The 23,641-nt window shown below is 59.7% G+C and carries 23 protein-coding genes and 2 pseudogenes; 14 read left to right on the top strand and 11 right to left on the bottom strand.

The genetic code is table 11. The features are described 5' to 3' along the window. The first annotated feature begins 5 nt into the window (after positions 1 to 5). The gene (locus tag ASD60_RS26120; RefSeq protein ID WP_056856747.1) at positions 6 to 674 is read left to right on the top strand and encodes an HAD-IA family hydrolase; all 669 of its coding nucleotides are present in this window, start codon (positions 6 to 8) and stop codon (positions 672 to 674) included. 211 nt (positions 675 to 885) lie between these two features. Here ASD60_RS26120 and ASD60_RS26115 read toward each other — a convergent pair whose 3' ends face one another. Then, a complete protein-coding gene (locus tag ASD60_RS26115) occupies positions 886 to 1,833 on the bottom strand; it encodes a GlxA family transcriptional regulator (RefSeq protein WP_056856746.1) in 948 nt (315 codons plus the stop codon). 124 nt (positions 1,834 to 1,957) lie between these two features. Here ASD60_RS26115 and ASD60_RS26110 point away from each other — a divergent pair, with 124 nt between their 5' ends. After that, positions 1,958 to 2,749 carry an SDR family NAD(P)-dependent oxidoreductase gene (locus ASD60_RS26110; RefSeq protein WP_056856745.1) on the top strand — a complete coding sequence of 264 codons (792 nt, stop codon included), beginning with the start codon at positions 1,958 to 1,960 and terminating at the stop codon, positions 2,747 to 2,749. A 103-nt stretch (positions 2,750 to 2,852) separates the two neighbouring features. On the opposite strand, the gene ASD60_RS26105 is transcribed toward ASD60_RS26110, so the two are convergent. Beyond that, complete coding sequence (locus ASD60_RS26105; RefSeq protein WP_056856744.1) at positions 2,853 to 3,170, bottom strand: DUF2388 domain-containing protein; 318 nt, start codon at positions 3,168 to 3,170, stop codon at positions 2,853 to 2,855. 101 nt (positions 3,171 to 3,271) lie between these two features. Then, on the bottom strand, positions 3,272 to 4,288 hold the full coding sequence (locus ASD60_RS26100) for a GlxA family transcriptional regulator (protein WP_056856743.1): 1,017 nt from the start codon (positions 4,286 to 4,288) through the stop codon (positions 3,272 to 3,274). A gap of 258 nt (positions 4,289 to 4,546) precedes the next feature. Between ASD60_RS26100 and ASD60_RS26095 the strand changes: the two genes are divergently transcribed. The 3 genes from ASD60_RS26095 to ASD60_RS26085 all read left to right on the top strand — a co-directional run bounded on the left by ASD60_RS26095 (position 4,547) and on the right by ASD60_RS26085 (position 8,229). Continuing rightward, on the top strand, positions 4,547 to 5,485 hold the full coding sequence (locus tag ASD60_RS26095) for a cyclase family protein (RefSeq protein ID WP_056856742.1): 939 nt from the start codon (positions 4,547 to 4,549) through the stop codon (positions 5,483 to 5,485). 158 nt (positions 5,486 to 5,643) lie between these two features. Continuing rightward, positions 5,644 to 7,227: an aldehyde dehydrogenase (NADP(+)) gene (locus tag ASD60_RS26090; protein ID WP_056856741.1), complete on the top strand. Its 1,584-nt coding sequence runs from the start codon at positions 5,644 to 5,646 to the stop codon at positions 7,225 to 7,227. Positions 7,228 to 7,299: 72 nt separating this feature from the next. Continuing rightward, positions 7,300 to 8,229, top strand: a complete 930-nt coding sequence (locus ASD60_RS26085; protein WP_056856740.1) for a LysR family transcriptional regulator — start codon at positions 7,300 to 7,302, stop codon at positions 8,227 to 8,229. Here the strand turns inward: ASD60_RS26085 and ASD60_RS26080 are convergent. The 3 genes from ASD60_RS26080 to ASD60_RS26070 form a co-directional block, all read right to left on the bottom strand. Further along, a complete protein-coding gene (locus ASD60_RS26080) occupies positions 8,222 to 9,205 on the bottom strand; it encodes a cyclase family protein (protein ID WP_056856739.1) in 984 nt (327 codons plus the stop codon). The genes ASD60_RS26085 and ASD60_RS26080 overlap by 8 nt on opposite strands. Positions 9,206 to 9,376: 171 nt before the next feature. Then, positions 9,377 to 9,691 (bottom strand): NIPSNAP family protein, encoded by a 315-nt coding sequence (locus tag ASD60_RS26075; RefSeq protein ID WP_056856738.1) that lies wholly within the window; start codon positions 9,689 to 9,691, stop codon positions 9,377 to 9,379. Between the two features lie 12 nt (positions 9,692 to 9,703). Beyond that, positions 9,704 to 10,870, bottom strand: coding sequence for an iron-containing alcohol dehydrogenase (locus ASD60_RS26070; RefSeq protein ID WP_056856737.1), 1,167 nt, complete (start codon positions 10,868 to 10,870; stop codon positions 9,704 to 9,706). Positions 10,871 to 11,025: 155 nt separating this feature from the next. Between ASD60_RS26070 and ASD60_RS26065 the strand changes: the two genes are divergently transcribed. The 4 genes from ASD60_RS26065 to ASD60_RS26050 all read left to right on the top strand — a co-directional run bounded on the left by ASD60_RS26065 (position 11,026) and on the right by ASD60_RS26050 (position 15,198). Further along, positions 11,026 to 11,814 carry an SDR family oxidoreductase gene (locus ASD60_RS26065; RefSeq protein WP_056856736.1) on the top strand — a complete coding sequence of 263 codons (789 nt, stop codon included), beginning with the start codon at positions 11,026 to 11,028 and terminating at the stop codon, positions 11,812 to 11,814. A 266-nt stretch (positions 11,815 to 12,080) separates the two neighbouring features. Beyond that, entirely contained in the window at positions 12,081 to 13,394 is a 1,314-nt protein-coding gene (locus tag ASD60_RS26060) for an MFS transporter (RefSeq protein ID WP_056856735.1), read from the top strand. A gap of 1 nt (position 13,395) precedes the next feature. Next, the gene (locus tag ASD60_RS26055; protein ID WP_056856734.1) at positions 13,396 to 14,517 is read left to right on the top strand and encodes an NAD(P)/FAD-dependent oxidoreductase; all 1,122 of its coding nucleotides are present in this window, start codon (positions 13,396 to 13,398) and stop codon (positions 14,515 to 14,517) included. An 87-nt stretch (positions 14,518 to 14,604) separates the two neighbouring features. Continuing rightward, on the top strand, positions 14,605 to 15,198 hold the full coding sequence (locus ASD60_RS26050) for a DinB family protein (RefSeq protein ID WP_056856733.1): 594 nt from the start codon (positions 14,605 to 14,607) through the stop codon (positions 15,196 to 15,198). On the opposite strand, the gene ASD60_RS26045 is transcribed toward ASD60_RS26050, so the two are convergent. The 5 genes from ASD60_RS26045 to ASD60_RS26030 form a co-directional block, all read right to left on the bottom strand. Further along, a complete protein-coding gene (locus ASD60_RS26045) occupies positions 15,119 to 16,039 on the bottom strand; it encodes a LysR family transcriptional regulator (RefSeq protein ID WP_056856732.1) in 921 nt (306 codons plus the stop codon). The two genes, ASD60_RS26050 and ASD60_RS26045, sit on opposite strands and share 80 nt — an antisense overlap. Positions 16,040 to 16,237: 198 nt before the next feature. Beyond that, on the bottom strand, positions 16,238 to 17,305 hold the full coding sequence (locus ASD60_RS26040; protein WP_056856731.1) for an RHS repeat-associated core domain-containing protein: 1,068 nt from the start codon (positions 17,303 to 17,305) through the stop codon (positions 16,238 to 16,240). A 311-nt stretch (positions 17,306 to 17,616) separates the two neighbouring features. Continuing rightward, the gene (locus tag ASD60_RS28635; RefSeq protein ID WP_082557684.1) at positions 17,617 to 18,663 is read right to left on the bottom strand and encodes an RHS repeat-associated core domain-containing protein; all 1,047 of its coding nucleotides are present in this window, start codon (positions 18,661 to 18,663) and stop codon (positions 17,617 to 17,619) included. Between the two features lie 258 nt (positions 18,664 to 18,921). Beyond that, complete coding sequence (locus ASD60_RS26035; protein ID WP_056856730.1) at positions 18,922 to 19,251, bottom strand: DUF6124 family protein; 330 nt, start codon at positions 19,249 to 19,251, stop codon at positions 18,922 to 18,924. Between the two features lie 501 nt (positions 19,252 to 19,752). Then, positions 19,753 to 20,646: a LysR substrate-binding domain-containing protein gene (locus tag ASD60_RS26030; RefSeq protein WP_056856729.1), complete on the bottom strand. Its 894-nt coding sequence runs from the start codon at positions 20,644 to 20,646 to the stop codon at positions 19,753 to 19,755. A 115-nt stretch (positions 20,647 to 20,761) separates the two neighbouring features. Here ASD60_RS26030 and ASD60_RS26025 point away from each other — a divergent pair, with 115 nt between their 5' ends. From ASD60_RS26025 to ASD60_RS29230, 5 genes and pseudogenes are all read left to right on the top strand, one after another. Beyond that, positions 20,762 to 21,778 (top strand): aldo/keto reductase, encoded by a 1,017-nt coding sequence (locus tag ASD60_RS26025; protein WP_056856728.1) that lies wholly within the window; start codon positions 20,762 to 20,764, stop codon positions 21,776 to 21,778. Between the two features lie 2 nt (positions 21,779 to 21,780). Next, complete coding sequence (locus ASD60_RS26020) at positions 21,781 to 22,578, top strand: SDR family NAD(P)-dependent oxidoreductase (RefSeq protein WP_056856727.1); 798 nt, start codon at positions 21,781 to 21,783, stop codon at positions 22,576 to 22,578. A 26-nt stretch (positions 22,579 to 22,604) separates the two neighbouring features. Next, positions 22,605 to 23,015 (top strand): SRPBCC family protein, encoded by a 411-nt coding sequence (locus ASD60_RS26015; protein ID WP_056856726.1) that lies wholly within the window; start codon positions 22,605 to 22,607, stop codon positions 23,013 to 23,015. A gap of 220 nt (positions 23,016 to 23,235) precedes the next feature. Next, positions 23,236 to 23,364: pseudogene (locus ASD60_RS29035) on the top strand (SRPBCC family protein); the annotation flags it as partial. Positions 23,365 to 23,482: 118 nt separating this feature from the next. Beyond that, positions 23,483 to 23,611: pseudogene (locus tag ASD60_RS29230) on the top strand (SRPBCC family protein); the annotation flags it as partial. Positions 23,612 to 23,641: the final 30 nt, after the last annotated feature.

Genomic DNA, 23,641 nt, shown 5'->3' with positions numbered 1-23,641 from the left:
ACCCTTTGCCCGTGCCCACGTCTGTTTTCAACGTCCCTTACCGTGCCTTCCTGTTCGACATGGACGGCACCATCCTCACCTCGATTGCCGCCGCCGAACGCGTCTGGACCACTTGGGCCTTGCGCCACGGTGTCGATGTCGAAACCTTCCTGCCGACCATTCACGGTGCCCGTGCCATCGACACCATCACGCGTCTGGGATTGCCCGGTGTGGATGCCGAGGCTGAAGCGGCGTGGATTACCCAGGCGGAAATCGAAGATGTCGAAGGGGTTGCCGAGGTGCCTGGCGCGGCGGCGTTCCTCAAATCGCTGCCGGCCCATCAATGGGCCATCGTCACCTCGGCGCCGAGGACGCTGGCGTTGCGGCGAATGGCAGCGGCAGGGATTCCCGAGCCGGACGTGATGATCACCGCCGAAGACGTCAGCCTCGGCAAACCCGACCCGAGCGGTTATCGACTCGCGGCGACACGGCTGGGGGTGGACATCACTCAATGCCTGGTGTTCGAAGATGCCACGGTGGGGATCCTCGCCGCGCAGGCGGCGGGGGCGGGTTTGTTGATTGTGACGGCGACGCATGACGTGCCGATCGAGACGGATCATGCGACGTTAGCTGATTATGATTTGGTTGTGGCGCAGGCAAGCGCCGACAATTTGATTCGCTTACAGCCTTTGTAATCGACATCAGACCCCTGTGGGAGCTGGCTTGCCAGCGATGGTGGTGTGTCAGGCAGCGTGGATGGTGAATGTGCCGACGTCATCGCGGGCAAGCCACGCTCCCACAGTATTTGAAGTCTCCGCAGTTTTTGTGCTTGGCATAAAGCCCCTGTGGGAGCTGGCTTGCCAGCGATGGCGGCCGCCAGGATTGACGCCGGTCGGCGGTTCGCTCCTACATTGACATCTCGGATCGCGCGCTGCGCCGTATCACCTGCGGCGGCTGCCCGAATGTTCGCAAGAACGCTTCGCGCATGCGGCGGCGGTCGCTGAAGCCGGTTGCCAGGGCGATCTGGTCAAGGCTCAGGCGCCCGCGTTCGAGCATCTGCCGTGCCGTTTCCAGGCGCAGGTTTTCGATGGCCTTGGCCGGTGACTGGCCGGTTTCCGCGCGAAATGCCCGGCTGAACTGCCGTGGGCTCAGGCGTGCCACCTCAGCCAGTTGCTCCACCGAAAGCACTTGGTCGAGGTGTTCCCGGGCATAGGTCAACACGCTCTGAATGCGATCGGATTTCGGCTCCAGTTCCAGCAGCGCCGAATGTTGCGACTGGCCACCCGCGCGACGGTGGTACATCACCAGTTTTTGCGCCACTGAACGGGCGAGGTCGGCGCCGTGATCTTTTTCGACCATGGCCAGCGCCAGGTCGATACCGGCGGTCATGCCGGCTGAAGTCCAGATCGAACCGTCGATCACGTAGATCCGGTCAGCCTCGACGTTGATCCCCGCAAAACGCTCTTGCAGTTGTCGCGCATAGGCCCAATGAGTGGTTGCCCGCTTTCCCTCCAGCAAACCGGCCTGGGCCAGGACGAAAGCCCCGGAACAGATCGACGCCGTGCGTCGCGCGGTCTTGACGCCAGCCCGCAGGTAATCGAGCACCGCTTCGGGCGCCTGTTCGAGAATCGCATCGCCACCGACCACGATCACCGTATCGAACACACGCTCATCGAATGCCTCGGTGCCGACACACAAGCCGCCGGAGGCCCGCAACAAGCGACCCCCTTCAGACAGCACACGCACGTCGTACAGCGTTTCGCCAGCGCTGAAGTTGGCGTATTCGAACACCGGCATCGCCGCCAGCGCCATGGACTGGAAGCCGTCGAAAACCACGAACGCCACGGTAATCATTGATCTGCCCTCAAACGGCGATGTCCGAAAAACGTACTTTAAACGTCATTTGCGACACCGGCGAGCGGATTTATAACGGTACACAACCGGCGAACGTCTCGCCCAACCGTGAAGGAAACCGATTATGGCGCTCTCATCCAAAGGTACTGCATTGATCACCGGTGCATCGTCGGGCATTGGCGCTGTGTACGCCGACCGCCTCGCTCGCCAGGGTTATGACTTGATTCTGGTGGCCCGTAGCCAGGGCAAGCTCAACGCCCTGGCCCGGCATCTGAGCGACCAGACCGGTCGCACCGTGGAAGTGGTCGCCGCCGACCTCAAGGACAAGGCCGATGTGCGACGGGTAGAAGACATCCTGCGCAACGATGCCAGCATCACCTTGCTGGTCAACAATGCCGGCGTCGGCGCGGTTATGCCGCTGCTCGCCAGCCCGGTGGATGAAATGGAAGACATGATCTCCCTCAATGTCACCGCGTTGATGCGCCTGGCTTATGCCGTGGTGCCTGGCTTCGTCGCGCGCGGCACCGGCACGGTGATCAACATTTCTTCGATCGTTGCCATCGCTCCGGAAATTCTCAATGGCGTTTACGGTGGAACCAAGGCGTTTGTGCTGGGTTTGAGCCAGTCGATGCATCGGGAACTGGCCGACAAAGGCGTGCGCATCCAGGCCGTGCTGCCGGGCGCCACCGCAACCGAGTTCTGGAGTGAAGCGGGCAACCCGGTGGAAAACCTGCCGCAGGAAATCGTCATGTCTGCCGAGGACATGGTTGATGCAGCACTGGTTGGGTTGGCGAATGGAGAAGTGGTGACCATCCCGGGCCTGCACGACGGGGCGCAGTGGGACCGTCATGAAACTCAACGCCAGGTGTTGAGCGGGCTGTTCGGAAATTCAGAATCGGCGCCGCGCTATCGCTGAATACTGCCCGGTCAAGTGGAGCAGGTGGCGGTCAATCGACAGCAAGGCAGGGCTGGAAACGCAATCCGGGTGTCACGAGCCCCACCGCTGAGGTTGGTCGTCTTCAGTGATCGGCAGCAACGCCTTGCTGGACAAGAATGGCTCGCGCCAAGTCTTCATCGCTGGCATTGAGACCGGGGTTTTCCTGGCGGATCCGCTGCAACACCTGCTCCAGATAAACGCCACGAATCGCACCGCCACTGGCGACGAAGCTGGACGCGTCGTCACGGGCGGGAATCATCATTTTGTCATCCTTGAACGTCGAGTACAGCGAAGCGGAAACACCGGCCGAAGTGGCAACATCACCTGCATCCACTTTGGCCATGGCTGAACCGAAGGGCAAACAAAGTACCAGGGAAGAAATGATCAACAAACGTCGCATGACGGTGTCCTCCGAAAGCGTGGAGCATAAAGAAAGTACCACACCATTTAGGATGCACGAGGGCCCTCTGGAGTTCCCTGCGGATGCAATTGGCCGTTGATTCAACGGGAAAACCGGTTGCGATAGTCCCGTGGCGAAACCCCCAGGTTGCGCTGGAAAGTCAGGCGCATGCGTTCTTCGTCACCAAAGCCGCACAGTCGGGAAATCTGATCGATGTTGCGCTCGGATTCTTCCAGCAGGCGCCTGGCGGCTTCGACCCGCAGCACTTCCACAGCTTTGGCCGGGGTGCGGCCGGTCTTGAGTTTGTAGACCCGGGCGAAGTTGCGTGGGCTCATCTGCACTTGTTGGGCGAGCCGGTCGATGGTGAGGTTTTCACCGGCCAGGTTTTGCGTGATCCACAGGTGCAGGTCGTCGAAGGCGGCGCCTTCGCTGGTTTGCGATTGCAGCAGTTGGCTGTACTGGGCCTGACCACCAGGGCGCTTGAGGAACACCACCATTTCCCGCGCTACCAGCAACGCCAGTTCGCGGCCGCAATCTTCTTCGACCAGCGCCAGGGCCAGGTCGATGCCGGCACTGACCCCGGCAGAAGTCCAGACTGAACCCTGCTGGACAAAGATCGCATCGTTGTCGACTTCGATCGACGGGTGTCGCTCCTTGAGCATGCCGCACATCGCCCAATGGGTGGCGGCACGACGACCGTCGAGCAATCCGGCTTCGGCCAGCAGGAACGTGCCACTGCACACCGAGGCGGTGCGCCTGACTTTGGTCGAGGCGACCTTGAGCCACTCGACGACCTCCAGTGAATTGTTCATGGCCGTGATAATCACCGGCGCGCCAGGCACGATCAGCGTGTCGATCGAGTGCTCGGTGAAAGCGCTCAATGGCACAGTGTCGACGGCCAGGCCTTCGGCAGTCTGGATCAGGCCACCGGTGAGGCTGGCGGTTTGCAGTTTGTAACCCGGCAAGTTGCTGCTGTTGAGATAGCGCGAGGCCGCCCAAAATACGGTTTGTGCGCCGGTCAGGTCCAGCAGGCCCATTTCGGGGTAGGCGAGGAAGACGATCAAACGCGGTGAATCGGATTGGATTTCGCGGGCGGCTGGAGGGTTTGCGATGTTCATAGGTTTCTGTATCAGCGAGATGGAATAATCATAATTCGCAAACGTTCTAAGCGTTATCGCAATTGGTCGACTGTCAGGATTTCAGGGTTTTATGTCAGTTGACCCACCGGTTCCACTCTAGCACTGCCGACTGTTTGTGCAGATATCGATGCAAGCACTCGTGAAAATCCAGAACAAATGTATTGTCGAGGGCTGGCTGTTTCTGCACAAAACCGCTGAGTACCGTGGGGTCCATCAAAAACAGACAAGGACTCCAACATGCTCAAGCGCCTGGCTTTGCCATTTGCCCTCCTGTTCACCCTCAACGCCGCCCACGCCGCCGAGGGCGAAAAATGGTATCCGTCCAAGTTTGGTGCCAACGATGAAATCGGTGCACTGAACCTGCTTGACGCCGATTCGGTGCTCAACGCTGCCAAGTTGATCAAGACAGGCAAGACTTATCCGCTGGCCGTGCCCATCGACAAGAACCTGCCGGCGTTCCGTCACCGCAGTTTCCACCTGACCAATGTCCAGCCGGGCGAAGCGGGCGGCACCACCATGGGGCCGAACAAATTCACCTTCAACGATGAATTGGTGGTGGGCTGGACCGGTGTGGGCACCCAGCTCAACGGCATCGGCCACATTGGCATCGACAACGTCTACTACAACGGCAATCGCGCGGCGGACTTCGTGACCGTGGAAGGGGTGCAGAAACTCGGTATCGAGAAAGTCCCGCCGATTGTCACCCGTGGTGTGGTGCTGGACATGACCGCAATCTACGGCCGCGCCATCGTGCCGGAAAAAACCGAATTCACCGTTGCCGATATTCAGAAGGCCCTGCACCGGCAAGGCATCAGCATCGAGAAGGGTGACGTGGTGCTGTTCAACACCGGTTGGCTGGAACTGCTGGGCAAGGACAACGAAAAATTCCTCGCAGTGGAACCGGGCATCGGCATGGCCGCGGCGAAATGGCTGGCGGACAAACAGATCGTCGCTTTCGGTGGTGACACCTGGGCTTCGGAAATCTACCCCGGCACTGATGGCCAGGAGTTCCCGGTCAACCAGTTCATGCTGGCCAAGAACGGCATCTACAACCTGGAACTGATCGACAGCCGTGCGCTGGTTCGGGACAAGGCCTGGACGTTCATGTTCGTGCTCGGCCAGCCGCTCTACAAAGGCTCGACCCAGGTCAACATCAACCCGGTAGCGATTCGCTGAGGCGACTGACGGGCCGGGGGATGACAAATGCTCATCCCCCGGCCCGTTGTTGTCATTTGTTCGCCCCTGATCCCGACCCCTAGAGTGGGCACTGCGCCGGTCGGCGCATTCCTTCAATTCGAGTGTTCGCCTGCCGAAACCAGGCGAGGGAGTTTTTGATGTCCGATATTCTCGGCCAGCAGTTCATTGATGGGCAACGCAGTGCCCTGGGCCGCGAGACGCTGCACAGTGTCGACGCCAGTAGCGGTCAGGCATTGCCTTATGTTTTTCATCAGGCCACTGAGCAGGAAGTCGCTCTGGCCGTTGTTGCCGCGACCCGTGCCTTTGCTCCGTTTCGTCAATTGCCGCCGGGGCGTCGTGCGGATTTTCTTGAGGCGATCGCCGACGAGATCGATGGGCTGGGCGAGGAGTTCATTGCACTGGTCTGCCGGGAAACGGCGCTGCCCGAAGGCCGGATTCGGGGTGAGCGCGGCCGCACCAGCGGTCAGTTGCGACTGTTTGCACAAGTGCTCAAGCGAGGGGATTTCCTCGGTGCGCGGATTGATCAGGCGTTGCCTGAACGGCTACCTCTACCGCGAGCGGATATTCGCCAATACCGCATCGGTGTCGGCCCCGTCGCAGTGTTCGGTGCCAGCAATTTCCCCTTGGCCTTTTCCACTGCCGGTGGTGATACCGCGTCGGCGCTGGCCGCCGGGTGCCCGGTCGTGTTCAAGGCCCACAGCGGGCACATGGCAACCGCCGATTGCGTGGCCAGCGCCATCGTTCGCGCGGCGCAGCGCACGGGTATGCCGTCGGGGGTATTCAACATGATTTACGGCGCCGGTGTCGGACAGGCGCTGGTCAAGGCCGAAGGAATCAAGGCCGTGGGGTTTACCGGGTCGCTGAAGGGTGGCCGGGCGTTGTCCGATCTGGCGGCCGCGCGGCCGCAGCCGATACCGGTGTTCGCCGAGATGTCGAGCATCAATCCGGTGATCCTGCTGCCTCACGCCTTGAGCACTCGGGGCGACAAAATCGCCGCAGAGCTGACGGCTTCGGTCAATCTGGGCTGTGGTCAATTCTGCACCAGCCCCGGTCTGATCATTGGCCTGCGTTCAGCGCAGTTCAGCGAGTTTCAGCAACACTTTGCCCAGCACATGGGCGACCAACCGGCCCAGACCATGCTCAATGCCGGAGCGCTGAACAGCTACAGTGCCGGGCTCAAACACCTCGATGGGCATGCCCAGGTCGATCACCTGGCCGGTCAACCGCAAGGCGACCGCCAGGCGCAACCGCAGTTGTTCAAGGCCGATGTGCAACTGTTGCTCGAGGGCGATCCGTTGTTGCAGGAAGAGATCTTCGGCCCGGCGACGGTGCTGGTGGAGGTGGACGATTCGCAGCAACTGCGCGCTGTACTCGACAGCCTGCACGGTCAGCTGACCGCCACCCTGATCGCCGAGCCGGCGGACCTTGAGCGCTATAGCGACCTGTTGCCCGTGCTCGAAGACAAGGTCGGACGCTTGCTGCTCAATGGCTACCCGACCGGCGTCGAAGTCAGCGATGCGATGGTCCATGGCGGACCGTACCCGGCGACTTCCGATGCACGCGGAACCTCCGTCGGCAGCTTGGCCATCGATCGCTTCCTGCGCCCGGTCTGCTACCAGAACTATCCTGATGAGTACCTGCCCGAGGCGTTGCAAAACCATAACCCGTTGGGCCTCAATCGACTGGTCAATGGCCAGTGGAGCAGGGCTTCGCTGATTTGAATACCGGCCCGCGCCGGTATTCGCCGGCGCGGCACTTCACGGATCCGGCCCTTGAAACGAGCACCTACCGACATGGTTCCCTCCCTTGGCAGCATCGCTTCACGTCTGCGTCTGAAACAACTGCGGTTGCTGATCGCGCTGGATGATCGCGGCTCCCTGCACAAGGCCGCCGAGCAGATCTCCATTTCCCAGTCCGGCGCCACCAAGGCCTTGCATGAGGTCGAATCGTTGCTTGGCATGCCGTTGTTCGAGCGTCAGCCCAAAGGTCTTGTGGCCAATGAAATGGGGCGCTGCATGATTCGTTATGCGCGGCTGATCTACAGCGATGTCGAACACTTGCGTGAGGAAATGCTCAGCATCATGCAGGGGCAGGGCGGGCGACTCTCGGTCGGGGTGATCATGGGCGCGGTGCCATTGCTGACCCGAGCCTTGACCGAGCTGCGCCTCAAACAACCGGAGTTGTCCGTTGAACTGGTGGAAAACACCAGTGCGACCTTGCTCGGATTGCTCGATCAGGGGCGGTTGGACCTGGCGATCTGCCGCACCAGCGTCGGCCAGCGCTCGGACGCTTACGATTGCATCGAACTCAGCGAAGAGCCCCTGGCAGTGGTTGCCAGCCAGCGTCATCCACTGGCCAGTGCCCAATCCCTGCAATTATCGCAGCTCAGCGATTACCGCTGGGTGGTCTACCCCAAGGACATGCCCATGCGCCAGGCCCTGGAGCGTGAACTCAATGAGGCGGGGCTGGAAATTCCCCGTTACCCACTGGAGACTTCGTCCACCTTCGCCACCATTTTGCTGGTGCAACAAGATCCAACCTTGCTCGCGGTGATCCCGGTGGAAGTGGCCGAGTTCTGCGAGCAGTTCGAGTTGCTGGTGAAACTGCCGGTGTCGTTGCGCGCCCTGATCGAACCCTATGGGGTGATCAGCCGGGCCGGCGCCGATTTGTCTCCGGCGGCGACCCTGCTGATCAATGAACTCAAGCAGGATCTGGTTACTTGATCACGATCGGGTTCACCGGCGCCCCGGTGCCACCGACGATTTTCAACGGTGCAGCGGTGTAGAGAAACTGCCACTGGCCGTCTGCCGCGCAATCGTCGGCCAGCGCATCGAGCATCGCCACTTCGGTAAAGGTCACGCCTAGGTTGCGCATCAAGGCGTTGTGCAGCGGAATCAACACACCTGAAGTCGGGTCGACCGCCACTTCGTTGGCCATGGTATCGGTGACCAGGTTGGGGATTTCCATCTGGTGAAACCATTCCACCAGCTCGCGGCTGAAGGTCAGGCCCGGCTCGGCGAAATCCTTGTAAAACTCTTGCGGCTCGCGCGCGTAAAACGATCCGATCCAGCCAGTACGGATGATCAGGATGTCGCGCTTGTGGATCTCGATGCCCTGAGCTTTCGCGGCGGCCAGCAGGTCGTGGTGATTGAAGGTTTCACCCTTGTCCAGCACCGCTTTGCCGCGATGGCGGGCCATGTCGATCAACACCGCACGGCCGACGATGCCGCGTTCGGCAATCGGCAGGATGCTGGCCTTGTCCATGCCGCCGATGGTGCTCATGGCGTCGTAGCCGTTCCACAGTTTGTTGTCATGCCAGACATGGCCCAGCGCGTCGTATTGGGTCGAGCCTTGCAGGTGCATGAAGATCACGTCGTCGGCATATTCGACGTGACCGTCGAAGTGAGTTTTACCCGCGAGAAAGTGCCCCTTGTCGAGCACGTTGACCCGCATCGATGGACGACGGCCGGGCCACAGTGGCTCGCCTTTGGGGTGACCGATTTGCACTTGCAGGGTGAAGGTCTTGCCTTGGCGCACAGTGGCGATGCCACGGAGGATCTCGGCGCTTTGCAGGTAGTTCAGGGCGCCGACTTCATCGTCCGGGCCCCACTTGCCCCAGTTGGTCGGCAGGCCTTCGAGCAGGGCTTTAATGTCGGGAGAACGGTCGGCGGCGGTGTTGTTGGTGTTGTGGTCGCACATGGGGTTGTCCTTGGGTTTGGGCAGTTCAACAGTCCACCAAAGTCCCCTGTGGGAGCTGGCTTGCCAGCGATAGCGGTGTGTCAGACAACAACGATGTCGACTGATACTCCCTCATCGCTGGCAAGCCAGCTCCCACAGGTTGTTTGATTGTCTTTCGAGCTCGAACAGGGATTATTTGATCGGCGAGAACTGCGCTGGCATCAGCAGTTTCGATTCCATCTTTTCCAGCATCGGGAAGGCGATCGGCACGAAACCTTCGAGCCAGTCCGGGTCCTGGTACAGCTCGGCGCGCTTCTTGATGCGCTCATCCAGGCTCTCGTAGGCCCAGATGTGGATCACCTGGTTCAGCTCGCCGATTTCGGTGTACCACCAGCCCACCAGCGTGGTGTAGCGGGAGATCACCGGCAGACCGTTGTCCTCGAAGTGTTTGAGGTAGGTCTGCATTTTTCCGATTTGGATCGTGTAGGTGCGCATTTCATAAAACATGCTGGTCGTCTCTCAGGTATGAAGGCCGTGGAAGGCATTGCTGATGATTCGCTCGACGTCGGCAGCGGTCGTCAAACGTGGATTGACCAGCACGTTGCCGCTGCGCATCGAATCGCTGACCATTTGCGGCATGTAGTCCAGGTCCACGCCCAGGTCCTTGATGTTGTCGGGAATGCCGATGGCCTCGTTCAGTGCCATCACGTGTTCCACGACTTTGTGCCCGGCGCGGGCAGGGCTCAGGCCGTCGACGTTTTCGCCCATGGCCAGGGCGATCTCGCGGAACAATTCAGGGCAGGCTGGCAGGTTGTATTCGATGACGTAGGGCAACAGCGTGGCGTTGGCGATGCCATGGGGAATGTTGAACACGCCGCCGAAGGTGTGGGAGATCGCATGCACGTTGCCGAGTTTCGATTGGGCGAACGCCACGCCGGCGAGAAAAGAACCGAGCAACATCTGCTCCCGGGCGTGCAGGTCGGAGCCTGTGAAAAACGCTTTCGGCAGGTATGTGCAGATCATCTTGATCGCTTGCAGCGCCAAAGCCTGGCTGATCGGGTTGGCCTGCTTCGACACGTAGGATTCGATGGCGTGGGTCAGGGCGTCCATGCCGGTGGCGGCAGTGATAGACGGCGGCAGCTTGAGGGTCAGTTCGGCATCGAGAATCGCCAGTTTCGGGAACAGTGCGGGGCTGATGATCACCGTTTTGAACAGGGTCCGGGTGTTGGTGAACACCGTCGATGCCGTGCATTCGCTACCGGTGCCCGAGGTGGTGGGGATGGCGAAAATCGGCAACGGAGGATGCAGCAGTTTGTCGTAGCCCTCGTAGTCGAGGATGTTGCCGGGGTTGGTGGCCATGGCCGCGACACCCTTGGCGGTGTCAATGCTGCTGCCGCCACCCACGCCGATCACCGCATCGCACTCGTGGTTCTTCAGGAACCCTACGGCGCGCTCGAGCACATCGGTAGTGGGGTTGGGTTCGACGCCGGCAAACACTTCATAGGCGATTTCACTGTCCGTCAGCGAAGCAAAAAACGCATCCAGCACGCCCGACGCCATCAGTCCATTGTCGGTGACCACCAGCAGTTTTTCTCGGACATGGGGTTTGAGCAGCGCACCGGCCTGACGCACCAGGCCGTTGCCGCTTTTCAAGGTCGTGGGGAAGTAAAACTGGAACGGGTTCATGGGTGTCTCCGGTTTCTTGTTGGTTGCGCAACAGTAATCAGCCGCGTGGGCAGCCGATAATGAAAAGGCTTGATACTGCGATCACCCTTTGTCATCCCCCGGATAGCCGCTGGGCGGTGGTAACTTAGGGCTTTTGAATCGCGAGGAGCATCGACATGGATTTGGGTATTTCGGGGCGCTGGGCGATTGTCTGCGCCGCCAGCAAAGGCTTGGGTCTGGCGTGTGCACGGGCCTTGGCAAAGGAAGGCGTGAACCTGGTGATCAACGCCCGGGGAGATGAAACCTTGCAGGCGGCGGCCGTGCACTTGCGCCAATTGGCACCGGCCATCGAAGTCCGCACCGTGGCCGGGGACATCAGCCAGCCGGGCGTGCGCGCGCAAGTGCTGGCGGCCTGTCCGCAGGTGGATATTCTGGTCAACAACGCCGGTGGCCCACCGCCCGGTGACTTCCGCGACTGGCAGCGCGAAGACTGGCTCAAGGCGCTGGATGCCAACATGCTCACGCCCATCGAGCTGATCAAGGCCTGCGTCGATGGCATGGCCGAGCGCGGTTTCGGGCGCATCGTCAACATCACCTCCGGCGCGGTGAAGGCGCCGATTGATGTGCTGGGGCTGTCCAACGGTGCCCGTAGCGGCCTCACCGGTTTTATCGCCGGGCTGGCGCGTCAGGCTCGATTGGCGGGCAACAACGTCACCGTCAACAATCTGCTGCCCGGGCCATTCGAGACCGAGCGCTTGCACAAGACCCTCAATGCCGCCGCCGAGGCCAACGGCACCAGTGTCGAAAGCGTCGCCGAGCAACGGCGCAAAAACGTTCCCGCCCAGCGCTTCGGCCAACCTGATGAATTCGGCGCGTATTGCGCATTCATTTGCGGTGCGCAATCCGGTTTTCTGACCGGGCAGAACCTGTTACTGGACGGCGGCAGCTATCCGGGGACTTTCTGATCGCTGCTGGGGGATGACATTCGGTGATCCCCCAATCAGATCCCATCATTATTCAGCACGCGGGGGCGTGATTAGAGTGGGGCCGCTTGCCTGAAACCGTCAGTCAAAACGCAATACCTGCAGGAGTGAGCCTGCTCGCGATAGCGCAAGTGCAATCAACATTGATGTTGGCTCGTACTGCGCCATCGCGAGCAGGCTCGCTCCTACAGGGAGGGTTGACTGGCAGGCATCAGGCCGCTTGTTTCCACAACAATAAGAGCCCCCACATGAACAATCCAAGTGCCGAAAGCCTGGCGTTGCCAGCCGCGAACGCAACCGAACGCGCCACAAACGTACGTTGGCGAATCTTCCTCATCATGTTGTTGTTAACCGCCATCAACTACATCGACCGTGCCTCGCTGTCGGTGGCCTTGCCGCTGATTTCCAGTGAATTCCAGATCCCGCCGGCCCTTGAAGGCCTGATGCTCAGTGCGTTTTTCTGGTCCTACGCGTTGATGCAAATTCCCGGCGGCATGCTGCTCGACCGCTTTCACACCCGTCGTGTGATCGTCGTCGCGACTGTTGCCTGGGGTGCATTCCAGGCCCTGGCGGCCGGTGCGCACAACTGGATCACCCTGATGATCACCCGCATGGGTCTCGGTGTCGCCGAGTCGCCAATCATGCCCGCCGGGGCCAAGCTCAACGGCGCCTGGCTGACCCCCAACGAACGCGGGCGCGGCGCAGTGCTGGTCGACGGCGGTGCGCCTTTGGGCAGTGCTTTCGGCGCAATCATCATTGCCGGGCTGATCGGCTGGTTCGATTCCTGGCGCATCGCCTTCGTGATTGCCGGCGTCGGCACCATGCTCGCCGGTGTGCTGGCCTGGAAGTACATCCGCAACCATCCCAGCGAACACCCCGGTGTCAACGCCGCCGAGCTCAAGCACATCACCGAGGGCAACGCCACGGTCAGCCAGCCCGGCGCGGTCACCAGCATCGGCTTCAAGGAACTGCTCAAGGACCGCTCGGTGCTGGCGATGTTCGCCGGTTACTGCTGCATTCTCAGCGTGTTCTATGGTCTGCTGACCTGGATGCCGAGCTATCTGCACCAGACCCACGGCCTGAACATTTCCGGCATGGGCGGCGCGACCTTCCTGATCTTCATGTGCGGTTTTGTCGGCGAACTGGTTGGCGGTTACCTGGGGGATAAATGGAAATCCAGCGGCGCGTCGCCGAACCTGGTGATGCGCAGCATGTTCAGCGGCTCGGCGCTGGTCGCAGCCCTGTGCATGCTCGGCACCGCTTACACCGCTGACGCGACTCAAGCCATTGGCCTGCTCTGTGTGGCGATGTTTTTCATTCGCTGGTGCGGCATGTACTGGTGCATTCCGTCGATCCTCGGCGGCACGTCGAAAACCGGTGTGCTGGCCGGCACCATGAATTTCTGCGGCAACATGGCCGGGGTGATCGTGCCGATCCTGATCGGCTTGATCGTGCAGTTCACCGGCTCGTATTTCCTGGTGCTGATCTTCTTCGTGGTCATGGCCATGCTCCTGGCGATATTCTCCAGCCTGATCGATTACCGCGAGCGAGGGTTGGTTTGACATGAGCGCAGGGCAGGGCAGCGTCGATATCGATTGTGTGGTGGTCGGGGCCGGGGTGGTCGGGCTGGCAGTGGCCTGGGCATTGGCCTTGAGCGGGCGCGAGGTGATCGTGCTCGAGGCTGGCGAGGGCATCGGTACGGGCATCAGTTCGCGCAACTCCGAAGTGATCCACGCCGGCATCTACTACCCCAGCGGCAGCCTCAAGGCGCAGTTGTGCGTGGAGGGCAAGCATCGCCTCTACGCCTATTGCGATGAACGCGGCATCAGCCATCAGCGCCTCGGCAAACTGATCGTCGCCACCGATGACGCGCAGCGTTCGGCCTTGCAGGGGTTACTGGAGCAGGGGCTGCGCAACGGTGTTGATGATCTGCAATGGCTGGACGCCGCTCAGGCGCAGCAGCTTGAGCCAGCTCTGTCCTGCGTCGCCGCGCTGTGGTCGCCGTCCACCGGGATTATCGATTCCCATGGGTTGATGCTGGCATTGCAGGGCGATCTCGTAGCCTGCGGCGGGTCGCTGGCCTTGCACTCGCCGCTGCTGTCGGCACGCTGTATCGACCAGGGGTTTGAACTGCACGTAGGTGGTAGCGAGCCGATGACCCTGAGCTGCCGCGAGTTGATCAATTGCGCCGGTTTGTCTGCGCCTGAAGTGGCGAGCCGTATTGCCGGCCTGCCTGCGCAGCATATTCCGCCAGCCTGGTTGTGCAAGGGCAGCTATTTCAGCTTCAGTGGCCGCGCACCATTTCGGCATCTGGTGTATCCGGCACCGGAGAGCGCCGGGTTGGGGGTGCACATGACCCTCGACCTGGGCGGCCAGGCGCGATTCGGGCCGGATGTGGAATGGGTCGATGCGCAGGATTACCGTGTCGACCCCGCACGGGCCGACGGTTTTTATGCGGCAATTCGGCGTTATTGGCCGGGCTTGCCGGATAACAGCCTGCAACCGGCCTACAGCGGCATTCGCCCGAAAATCAGTGGCCCGGGCGAGCCGGCCGCCGACTTTCGCATCAGCGGTCCGGTCGAGCATGGGGTGGCCGGTCTGGTCAATCTGTTCGGCATTGAATCACCGGGCCTCACCAGTTGCCTGGCACTGGCCGAGCGGGTGCTGGATGCGCTGACGCGATAACGGCCGTACCGATGATCAGCGCCTGCGCCACTATGCGTGGTTAGCGCTATCCTTGAGAGATGCGCTATTCGCCATCGGAGAATTTCGATGATCAATGTACGCACTGCCCGCATGCTTGCCGATTACAAACAATGGGCCAACCAACGACTGTTCGACAATCTGGCGCAACTGCCCCCGGGCGAAGTCGAAAAGGAACGCGCCGGAATCTTCAAGAACATGATTGGCACGCTCAACCACATCTATGTGGTGGATTGTCTCTGGCAGGCTCATCTGGAAGGCCGAGGGCACAGCTTCAAGACGTCCCATGATCTGGTCTATCCGGCATTACCCGACCTGCGTCTGGCACAACAAAACGTTGATCACTGGTACTGCGACTGGAGCGCCCGACAGTCCGATGCCTCGCTGGACAAACCCATGCGGTTCACCTTCCTTTCCGGTGAAAGCGGCACGATGAGTGCCGGCGCGATGCTCATGCACGTGGTCAACCACGCCAGCTATCATCGGGGCTGGGTGATCCAGATGTACTTTGAAATTCCCGCCATGCCGCCGATGACCGACCTGCCGGTGTACCTGCGCGAGACTGATCCGAACTTCAATTCGCTCAATGCGTCGACGGTGGAGCCGACATGTGTTGCGCAATACGCGAGCGCAACCAACGTTCTGCCGGATCGTTATCGCTGACGCCGTTCCAGACCATCGACAGTTCCGACAAGTTGATATCGAACGGCGGGTCATCGGCCCGCAGCTGGTCGCTGCCTTCAATCAGCGCCGCCGCCGCATAATCGGGCACCGAAGCCAGCATGTCGGTGCCTGCCAGCAAGGCCCGCAGGCCGGAAAACTGCGGCACCGCCAATACCACTCGACGCGAACGGCCGATACGCGCCAGGTCATTGTCGATGGCGCCGCTCAAGTCCCCGGAAAACGACACCAGCGCATGGGGACGCTCGCAGAATTCATCCAGTGTCAGCGGGCCGGGTCGATTGTCACCACGCAAAACCTTGACGCTCAGGTCGCGCAATTTCTTGCGCTTGGCATTGGCCGGCAACTCGGTGGTGTAACTGATGCCCACGGAGATTTCACCGCTGGCCAGCATCGACGACATCAACAGATAATTGACCCGCCGCACCACCACTACAACGTTCTGCGCTTCCTCGCGGATCTGCTTGAGCAGCGGCGGAAACAGGCCAAACTCGGCATCATCGGACAGGCCGATGCGAAACACATCGCGGCTGATGGACGGATCAAAATCCTTGGCCCGGCTCACCGCGCCGGAAATGGTATCCATCGCCGGCTGCAACTCCTTGAGAATCGCCAACGCCCGTGGCGTCGCCTCGAGGATCCGCCCGTTGCGCACCAGCAACGGGTCATCAAACAAATCCCGCAACCGCGCCAGCGCCGCACTGACGGCAGGCTGGCCGAGAAACAGCTTCTCCCCGGCCCGGGTCAGGTTCTTCTCGAACATCAGCGTTTCGAAGATCACCAGAAGGTTCATGTCCACGCGGCGCAGGTCGTTGCGGTTCATTAGAGCAGGCTCAGAGGTTTCGGATCCTTTTAGTAAAGCAGCAAAGCGCTAGCGATGTGCGGGTGAATCAGGAGCGCTGAAACTTCGGATCTTGCTGCGCTCCAGCTGCTACTGCCTGAACTATTATTCAGTCTGTCACTATCCTGAAAATGAGATGGTGCGAAATGTTCCTGAGTTTGATTTGTCGTTAAGGCTTTTTCATTTTCTTAAGTTAACAGATTTGTTGTATTTCTCTTTTAGGGCTTCTGCTTTGGCGATATTTCTATAGTGTTTAGGGTTTTTGATTGATTGTAATTTTTTTAGGTAAGCATCGATATTCATGAAGTTGATTCCACGAATTTCTTCAGGAAGCTGGGTTTTTTCTTTTATTGCTTTGTTTACAATACCAAAGCTTCTGTGACTGAGTGTGATCGTGTTCGAGTATTGGGGGGCTGATGAAAGATACTCGTATAGAGGAAGTAGCTCTCGGGCTTTTTTACTATATACAACTCCTTGCAAGTAGGGCGGAAGAGAATCAAGTTGATCTATGGTTAAATTAGCAGCTATGTCCGAAGGTTTTTTAATTTCATAGCGTGGAAGGGGTGGGGTGTTTAGAGCGGTTCGGTAGTCCCTGAGGAAAGTTTTATTCATTAACTCGTGATTAAGGTTGTCATTTTTTTTGATTATTTTATCCGCTTCATCCAAATAATCTGGAGTGTTAAATTTCCGGGACAGTATTTTTGGAAACTTAGGTATATGTCCCGACGGGTCATGGCCGTTGATTGGGTCTCCAAGACAATATCCATAGGCGTTTAAGCCACCCTTGCCAAACGGGCTGAAACTATCCGGGCTATTAAAGCGCATTAGTGCTGGATTAAAAGTTCGATACCCATTCCCCAACAAATAGTGCCCGGTCACCGGATCCTGCCGTTCGCCATTGAATCCCAGTAAACTCAATAGTCCATTTTCAATAGCACGGTATCCATAAGGGGAATACGCCATGGCTTTGCGCTGTTGATTGTCTTTGCAGGTGTGCAGTACTGACCGTTGCTGGTCGGTCGCCAATAACGAGGTGTCGATTGCGACGTCGCTACTTCGCTGTTGTGCCAGCAGCAGGTCGCCCTGTTGGAAGATGGAATGGCGCATCGTTCCTTGAATTTCGGTTGCAAGGCGGCTTTGGTTGTAGAAACGCTGGTGCTCTGGTGTAGTCGCGGGAATTTGGCCGACTAAGCGATCGAGGGCATCGTAGCGATACTGGCAGAGTACGGTTTCGTGGGGTAACGTCATGTGAGGAACTCCGAAGGCCTGCAGTGCTGGCATTCAGTATTGCTGGTATCGCAACTATTGGGAACTATCAGAACTGATAGGTGAAATTGTAGGGATGTGGGAAGAACTGCCGAAGAATATGTGGGAGCAAACACAAGTCTTGCATACGACACCCATCACCTGTAGGAGTGAGCCTGCTCGCAATGGCGGTGAGCCAGGCACCGGGGATACTCAATATGCTGGGCGTTTCACCGGTCCAGCCGGAGCAGGTTCATTCAATGCGATCCACAGCGGACTTTCGAGGAGTCTTGAGTCAGTGACCATTCCCAAGATCAAGGAATGTCACGAATCTCGCGAAGAATTCTATCTGGACGGTTTTCCCGTAGCGCTCTTCCCTCCATTTGCTGATGGGTGCGCCTATGCGTTTCGAAGGCAGGGGTATGTCGATTGGAGTTGCCACTTAACGCTATTGTTCGAGCGGCTTCTTCAGTCGGCGTTGGAAGACGGACCGCGGTTAACGACGACTCGCCCATATTGCCAAGTGCAACTCTCATCGCTGGATTCAGTTGAGCACGCCTATCCGGCGATCGGGAAGCGGATTCGAGAGCCCCTATAAACTCACGTCCATTATCGACTGTGTGCAGTTGAAGGGTATTCGTCACGTTGAGAGATGCAACTTCTGAAACTGGGGGAACAGCTAGTATGGGCTCTACTGCCGCCACGGCACGATTCAATCGCGGGGGAGGTGCATCCGGCAACATCGTTGGATCAAATCCGGGCCAGGGAGTTGGGCGGGGCACTCGCCTGACGATGCTATTGCGTACCCACCCCCATCCAAGTGAAGTGGCATGTCCTGTCGGATCTGTCTGGTTCACAGGAGCGCCTTGGCAATATGCGTATGGATTCACTCCACCTTCCCGAAACGGACTCAAACTGTCCGGACTGTTAAACCGCATCAGCACCGGATTGAATGCCCGATACCCATTACCCAAAAGATAATGCCCGGTCACTGGGTTACGCCGCTCACCGTTGAAACCCAACAAACTCAGCAATCCATTTTCAGCAGGACGGTGCCCATAAGGCGAATAAGCAATGGGATTTCGTTGTTGATTGACTTTGCAGGTGTGCAGTACTGACCGCTGCTGGTCGGTTGCCAATAACGAGGTGTCGATTACACCGACGCTATTTCGCTGTTGCGCCAGCAGCAGGTCGCCCTGTTGGAAGATGGAATGGCGCATCGCTCCTTGAATTTCGGTTGCAAGGCGGCTTTGGTTGTAGAAACGCTGGTGCTCTGGTGTGGCCGCGGGAGTTTGGCCGACTAAGCGGTCGAGGGCATCGTAGCGATACTGGCAGAGTACGGTTTCGTGGGGCAACGCCATGTGAGGAACTCCGAAGGCCTGCATTGCTGGCATTCAGTATTGGTGGTATTGCGACCATTGGGAACTATCAGAACTGATAGGTAAAACTGTAGGGATGTGGGGAGGACTACCGAGGAATTGTAGGAGCAAACACAAGTGTTACGTACGACACCCATCACCTGTAGGAGTGAGCCTGCTCGCGATAGCGGTGTGTCAGTCACAGGAATGCTCAATGTGTTGACCGCATCGCGAGCAGGCTCGCTCCTGCCGGCTCATCGTTTACTCAGGCGGATCGAGTCGATCCAGTGCCCGATTCACCGCCAACTCGCCCAGCATGATGACCTGAGCAATGCCCAGCAGCGTGTTGCGATGCGAGCCTTCCAGAAAACCAGCCAGATCGTTGGTCATGACGCTGGCCGAGGCCAGTGATTCGCAGGCGTGGGCCAGCAGGGTTTCGGTGTCGATGTCGGGGTTGATGGTGAACATCGTGGTGGGTGTGCGGGGCGTGGCCATGATGTTGGCGGCCGCTTCGTGGAATTGCTTGGAATCAGGGCTTTCGTAGGGCGAGGCCGGGTCTGATTCTGGCGGGTTGGGGGTTGGTTTGATCATGATGGAACTCCTGGGTTGTAGATTAGGAGCCATCACCCTTCGCTACCAAACGATGGGTGGCAGCCATACGCAGATTGGTAGACCGGTAACACCCAGGAACCCGGCGCGTCCGAAGACGCCCTGCGCATGGCCGCCATAAAAATGCAGTGCGGAGAAATACCCTGCAAATGATGGCGCAGTGCGACTGGATATACCGGGCTACCAAACCCGATCGCTGTTTTTTTCAGCGACCGGCAAACGATAGAGTCCTGCCCCAAGGCGCACAAGCCGGCGGATTCTGGCGTACCCGTAGGCAATGACGCAAGGTGTTGTAGCTTTCATCAAGTTTCGCTGACAACCATTAAACATGTGCCTGAACAGGCACCGTTATCGCGAGCAGGCTCGCTCCCACACGGATCTTCAACACGACATCAATCAATTGTAGGAGCACAGCTTGCTGGCGATGGCGCCTTTGAAATCGCCATCGCCAGCAAGCTGTGCTCCTACAGGACGGGTGTGTGATCAGTCGGCCGGGTGTGTCAGGACTTTCCTGAATGTCTCCACCAACGGCCGCAAATTGATCCGGTGCCATGCGGCCCACAGCGGTGTGGTGTAGGCGATCCACGGCACATCCCGCAGCACCACGCCCGGCGGTGCGTTGCGGCTCAAGCCTTTCTGAATCATCGCGATGCCCAGCCCCGAGGCCACCAAACCCAATGCGGTGAACGGCTCGGTCGCTTGCATGCGAATGTCCGGGGTGAAACCGGCGCGGATGCAGGCGCTGACGAAGTCGTCGTGGCCATTGGCATTCTGCCGATGTTGAACGCCGATCCATTCCTTATCGGCGAGGTCGGCGGCCGTCAGTGTCGATTGCTGCGCCAGCGGATGATCTTCGGGCAAGGCCAGCAGCATCGGATCGTCCAGAACCTGAAAACCCAGCAAGTCCGGGTCGTCATCGGTCGGCGGCTCGCTGACCAGGGCGATATCCAGACTACGCTGACGCAGGCCTTCGAGTTGTTCGGCGGAACTCAGGTTGTACAGCGCGACATGTACGTTCGGCCGGTCGACCCGCAGCACGCGCAGGGCATTGGGCAGCACACCGGCGTGCATGGCGTTTTCGATGTAGCCGATGCACAAGCCGCCTTCTTCGCCGCGCCCCAGGCGTTTGCCCAGGGATTCCAAGCGATTGGCGTGGGTCAGCAGGGCGCGGGTTTCGGCGAGGAACGTCTGGCCGTCGCGGGTCAGGCGGATGCGTTGCTGGCTACGCTCGAACAAGGTCAGGCCCAGGCGCTCTTCGAGCTGGGCGATCTGCCGGCTGAGGGGCGATTGGGAAATATGCAGGCGCTCGGCGGCGCGACCAACGTGTTCTTCTTCGGCGACGGCAACGAAGTAGCGCAATTGGCGGATGTCGATCATGTCAGACCTCTGGGGACTCAAGTGCTGCACATTATGTCTTGGACGGTCCGAACGCCGCAATCTAGGATCTGCTCAACGGTCAAACACTGGCCACTGAAACGATGAGGATTGAATCATGAGCTTGAAAGACAAACTGCCCGGCGCGCTGGGCTTCGGTACTGCACCACTGGGCAACATGTTCCGCGCCATTGCTGAAGAAGAAGCGCAAGCCACCGTTCACGCCGCCTGGGATGCCGGCGTGCGTTACTTCGACACCGCGCCGTTCTACGGCTCGGGCCTGTCGGAAATCCGCCTCGGCGCCGCACTGTCGCACTACAACCGCGACGACTATGTGCTCAGCAGCAAGGTCGGCCGAGTGATTCTCGATGAAGTCGAAGACGCTGCGGCCCGCGATCTGGGCGAGAAGAGCGGGGTGTTCGAGCACGGTCGCCCGAACAAGATCGTCAACGACTACAGCGCCGACGCGACCCTGCGCTCCATTGAAGATAGCCTCAAGCGCCTGCAAACCGATCGCCTGGACATCGTCTGGGTGCATGACATCGCTCAGGATTTCTACGGCGATCAATGGTTGGAATACTTCAACCAGGCCCGCACCGGTGCTTTCAAAGTGCTGACCCGCTTGCGCGAAGAAGGCGTAATCAAAGGTTGGGGCCTGGGCGTGAACAAGGTCGAGCCGTGCGAATTGACCCTTGATCTGAGCGAAGCGCAGCCGGACGGTTTTCTGCTGGCGGGTCGCTACACTCTTCTCGACCATGACCGCGCATTGCAACGCTTGATGGACGCCGCCCTGGCACAGAACGTCGAAATCGTGGTCGGCGGCCCTTACAGTTCGGGCATCCTCGCCGGTGGCGCGCACTTCGAGTATCAGAAGGCCAGCCCGGCCATCGTCAGCAAGGTCGAGCAGATCAAGCGTATTGCCGCGGCCCATGGTGTCGACATCAAAGCGGCGGCGTTGCAGTTCTCGTTGGCCAACCCGGCTGTGGCGGCGGTTATTCCAGGTGCCAGCCGACCAGAGCGAATCGCCGAAGATGTGGCCGCGTTGTCGGCGGTGATTCCTGCAGCCTTCTGGCAAGCGATGCGCGACGCAAAACTGGTGTCCGAGCGCGCCCCGTTGCCAATCATTGGAGCCTGAAAATGAAAATCGATTTGAGTGGAAAACTGGCGATTGTCAGCGGCAGCACCGCGGGCATCGGCCTGGGCATCAGCCGGGCGCTGGCCGAATCCGGCGCCACGGTGGTGGTGATCGGCCGCGAGTCGGCCAAGGTCGAGCAGGCTTTGGCAAGCATTCGCCAGAGCGTGCCGAATGCACAGTTGCGCGGGTTGACCGCGGACCTGGGCACCGCCGAAGGCGCCGAGAAACTGTTTGCCGCCGAACCACGTGCCGACATCCTGGTAAACAACCTCGGGATCTTCAACGCGGTGGACTTCTTTGAGACCCCCGACAGCGAGTGGACGCGCTTCTATGAGATCAACGTGATCTCCGGTGTGCGCCTGTCACGGCATTACGTCCCGGACATGGTCAAGCAAGGCTGGGGGCGGGTGATTTTCCTGTCTTCGGAATCCGGGATCGCGATTCCGGCTGACATGCTCAACTATGGCGTGACCAAAAGCGCCAACCTGGCGGTCTCCCACGGGCTTGCCAAACGGCTGGCGGGCACTGGGGTGACGGTGAATGCGATTCTGCCAGGCCCGACGTTGACCGACGGCGTGGAGCTGATGCTCAAGGATGCCATGGCCCAATCCGGCCGCAGCTTGCAGGAGGAAGCCGACGCCTTTGTGCGCACCGCGCGGCCAACCTCGATCATCCAGCGCGTGGCGCATGTCGAGGAAGTCGCCAATCTGGTGGCGTACATCGCTTCGCCGTTATCCTCGGCCACCACCGGCGCGGCCCTGCGAGTCGACGGCGGTGTCGTCGACAGCATGGCTATCTGACTTTATTCATTGAGAGAGAGCTTTACATGGCAACTGCATCAGCATTCATCGACATCCCGGCTTCGGCCGATCAGGTCTGGCAATTGATCGGTGGTTTCAACTCGCTGCCGGACTGGCTGCCGTTCATTCCCCAGAGCGAGCTGAGCGAAGGCGGGCGCGTGCGCAGCCTGCAAACGGCGGACGGCGCAGTAGTGGTCGAGCGCCTGCAAGCGTTCGACAACGTCGCGAGGACTTACAGCTACTCGATCTTGCAGGCACCGTTTCCGGCCACTGACTATCTGGCGACGATCAAGGTTGAAGCGCAAGGGCAGGGCGCGCGGGTGACCTGGTCCGGTCGATTTGAACCGGTGGGTGTGAGTGATGAGGAGGTGGTGGCGCTGTTCACCGGGATTTATCAGGGCGGGCTTGAGGCCCTGCGGGCCAATTACCCGGCTTGACTCGTCGATCGTTCCCACGCTCTGCGTGGGAANGTGGTGGCGCTGTTCACCGGGATTTATCAGGGCGGGCTTGAGGCCCTGCGGGCCAATTACCCGGCTTGACTCGTCGATCGTTCCCACGCTCTGCGTGGGAATGCTTTAAGGGACGCTCCGCGTTCCAGCTTCCGAAAGGGCCGCGGAGCGTCCCAGGTTGCATTCCCACGCGGAGCGTGGGAACGATCAGGGCGCGCGGGTGACCTGGTCTGGTCGCTTCGAACCGGTGGGTGTGAGTGATGAGGAGGTGGTGGCGCTGTTCACCGGGATTTATCAGGGAGGGCTTGAGGCCCTGCGGGCCAATTACCCGGCTTGACTCGTCGATCGTTCCCACGCTCTGCGTGGGAATGCTTCAAGGGACGCTCCGCGTTCCAGCTTCCGAAAGGGACGCGGAGCGTCCCAGGCTGCATTCCCACGCAGAGCGTGGGAACGATCAGAGCGCGCGGGTGACCTGGTTTGGTCGCTTTGAACCGGTGGGTGTGAGTGACGAGGAAGTGGTGGCGCTGTTCACCGGGATTTATCAGGGCGGGCTTGAGGCCCTGCGGGCCAATTACCCGGCTTGACTCGTCGATCGTTCCCACGCTCTGCGTGGG

This window comes from Pseudomonas sp. Root562 (genome assembly GCF_001427125.1).
GTDB lineage: Bacteria > Pseudomonadota > Gammaproteobacteria > Pseudomonadales > Pseudomonadaceae > Aquipseudomonas.
The sequence above is the reverse complement of the archived record's forward strand: the minus strand, read 5'-3'. Positions and strand labels throughout refer to the sequence as shown.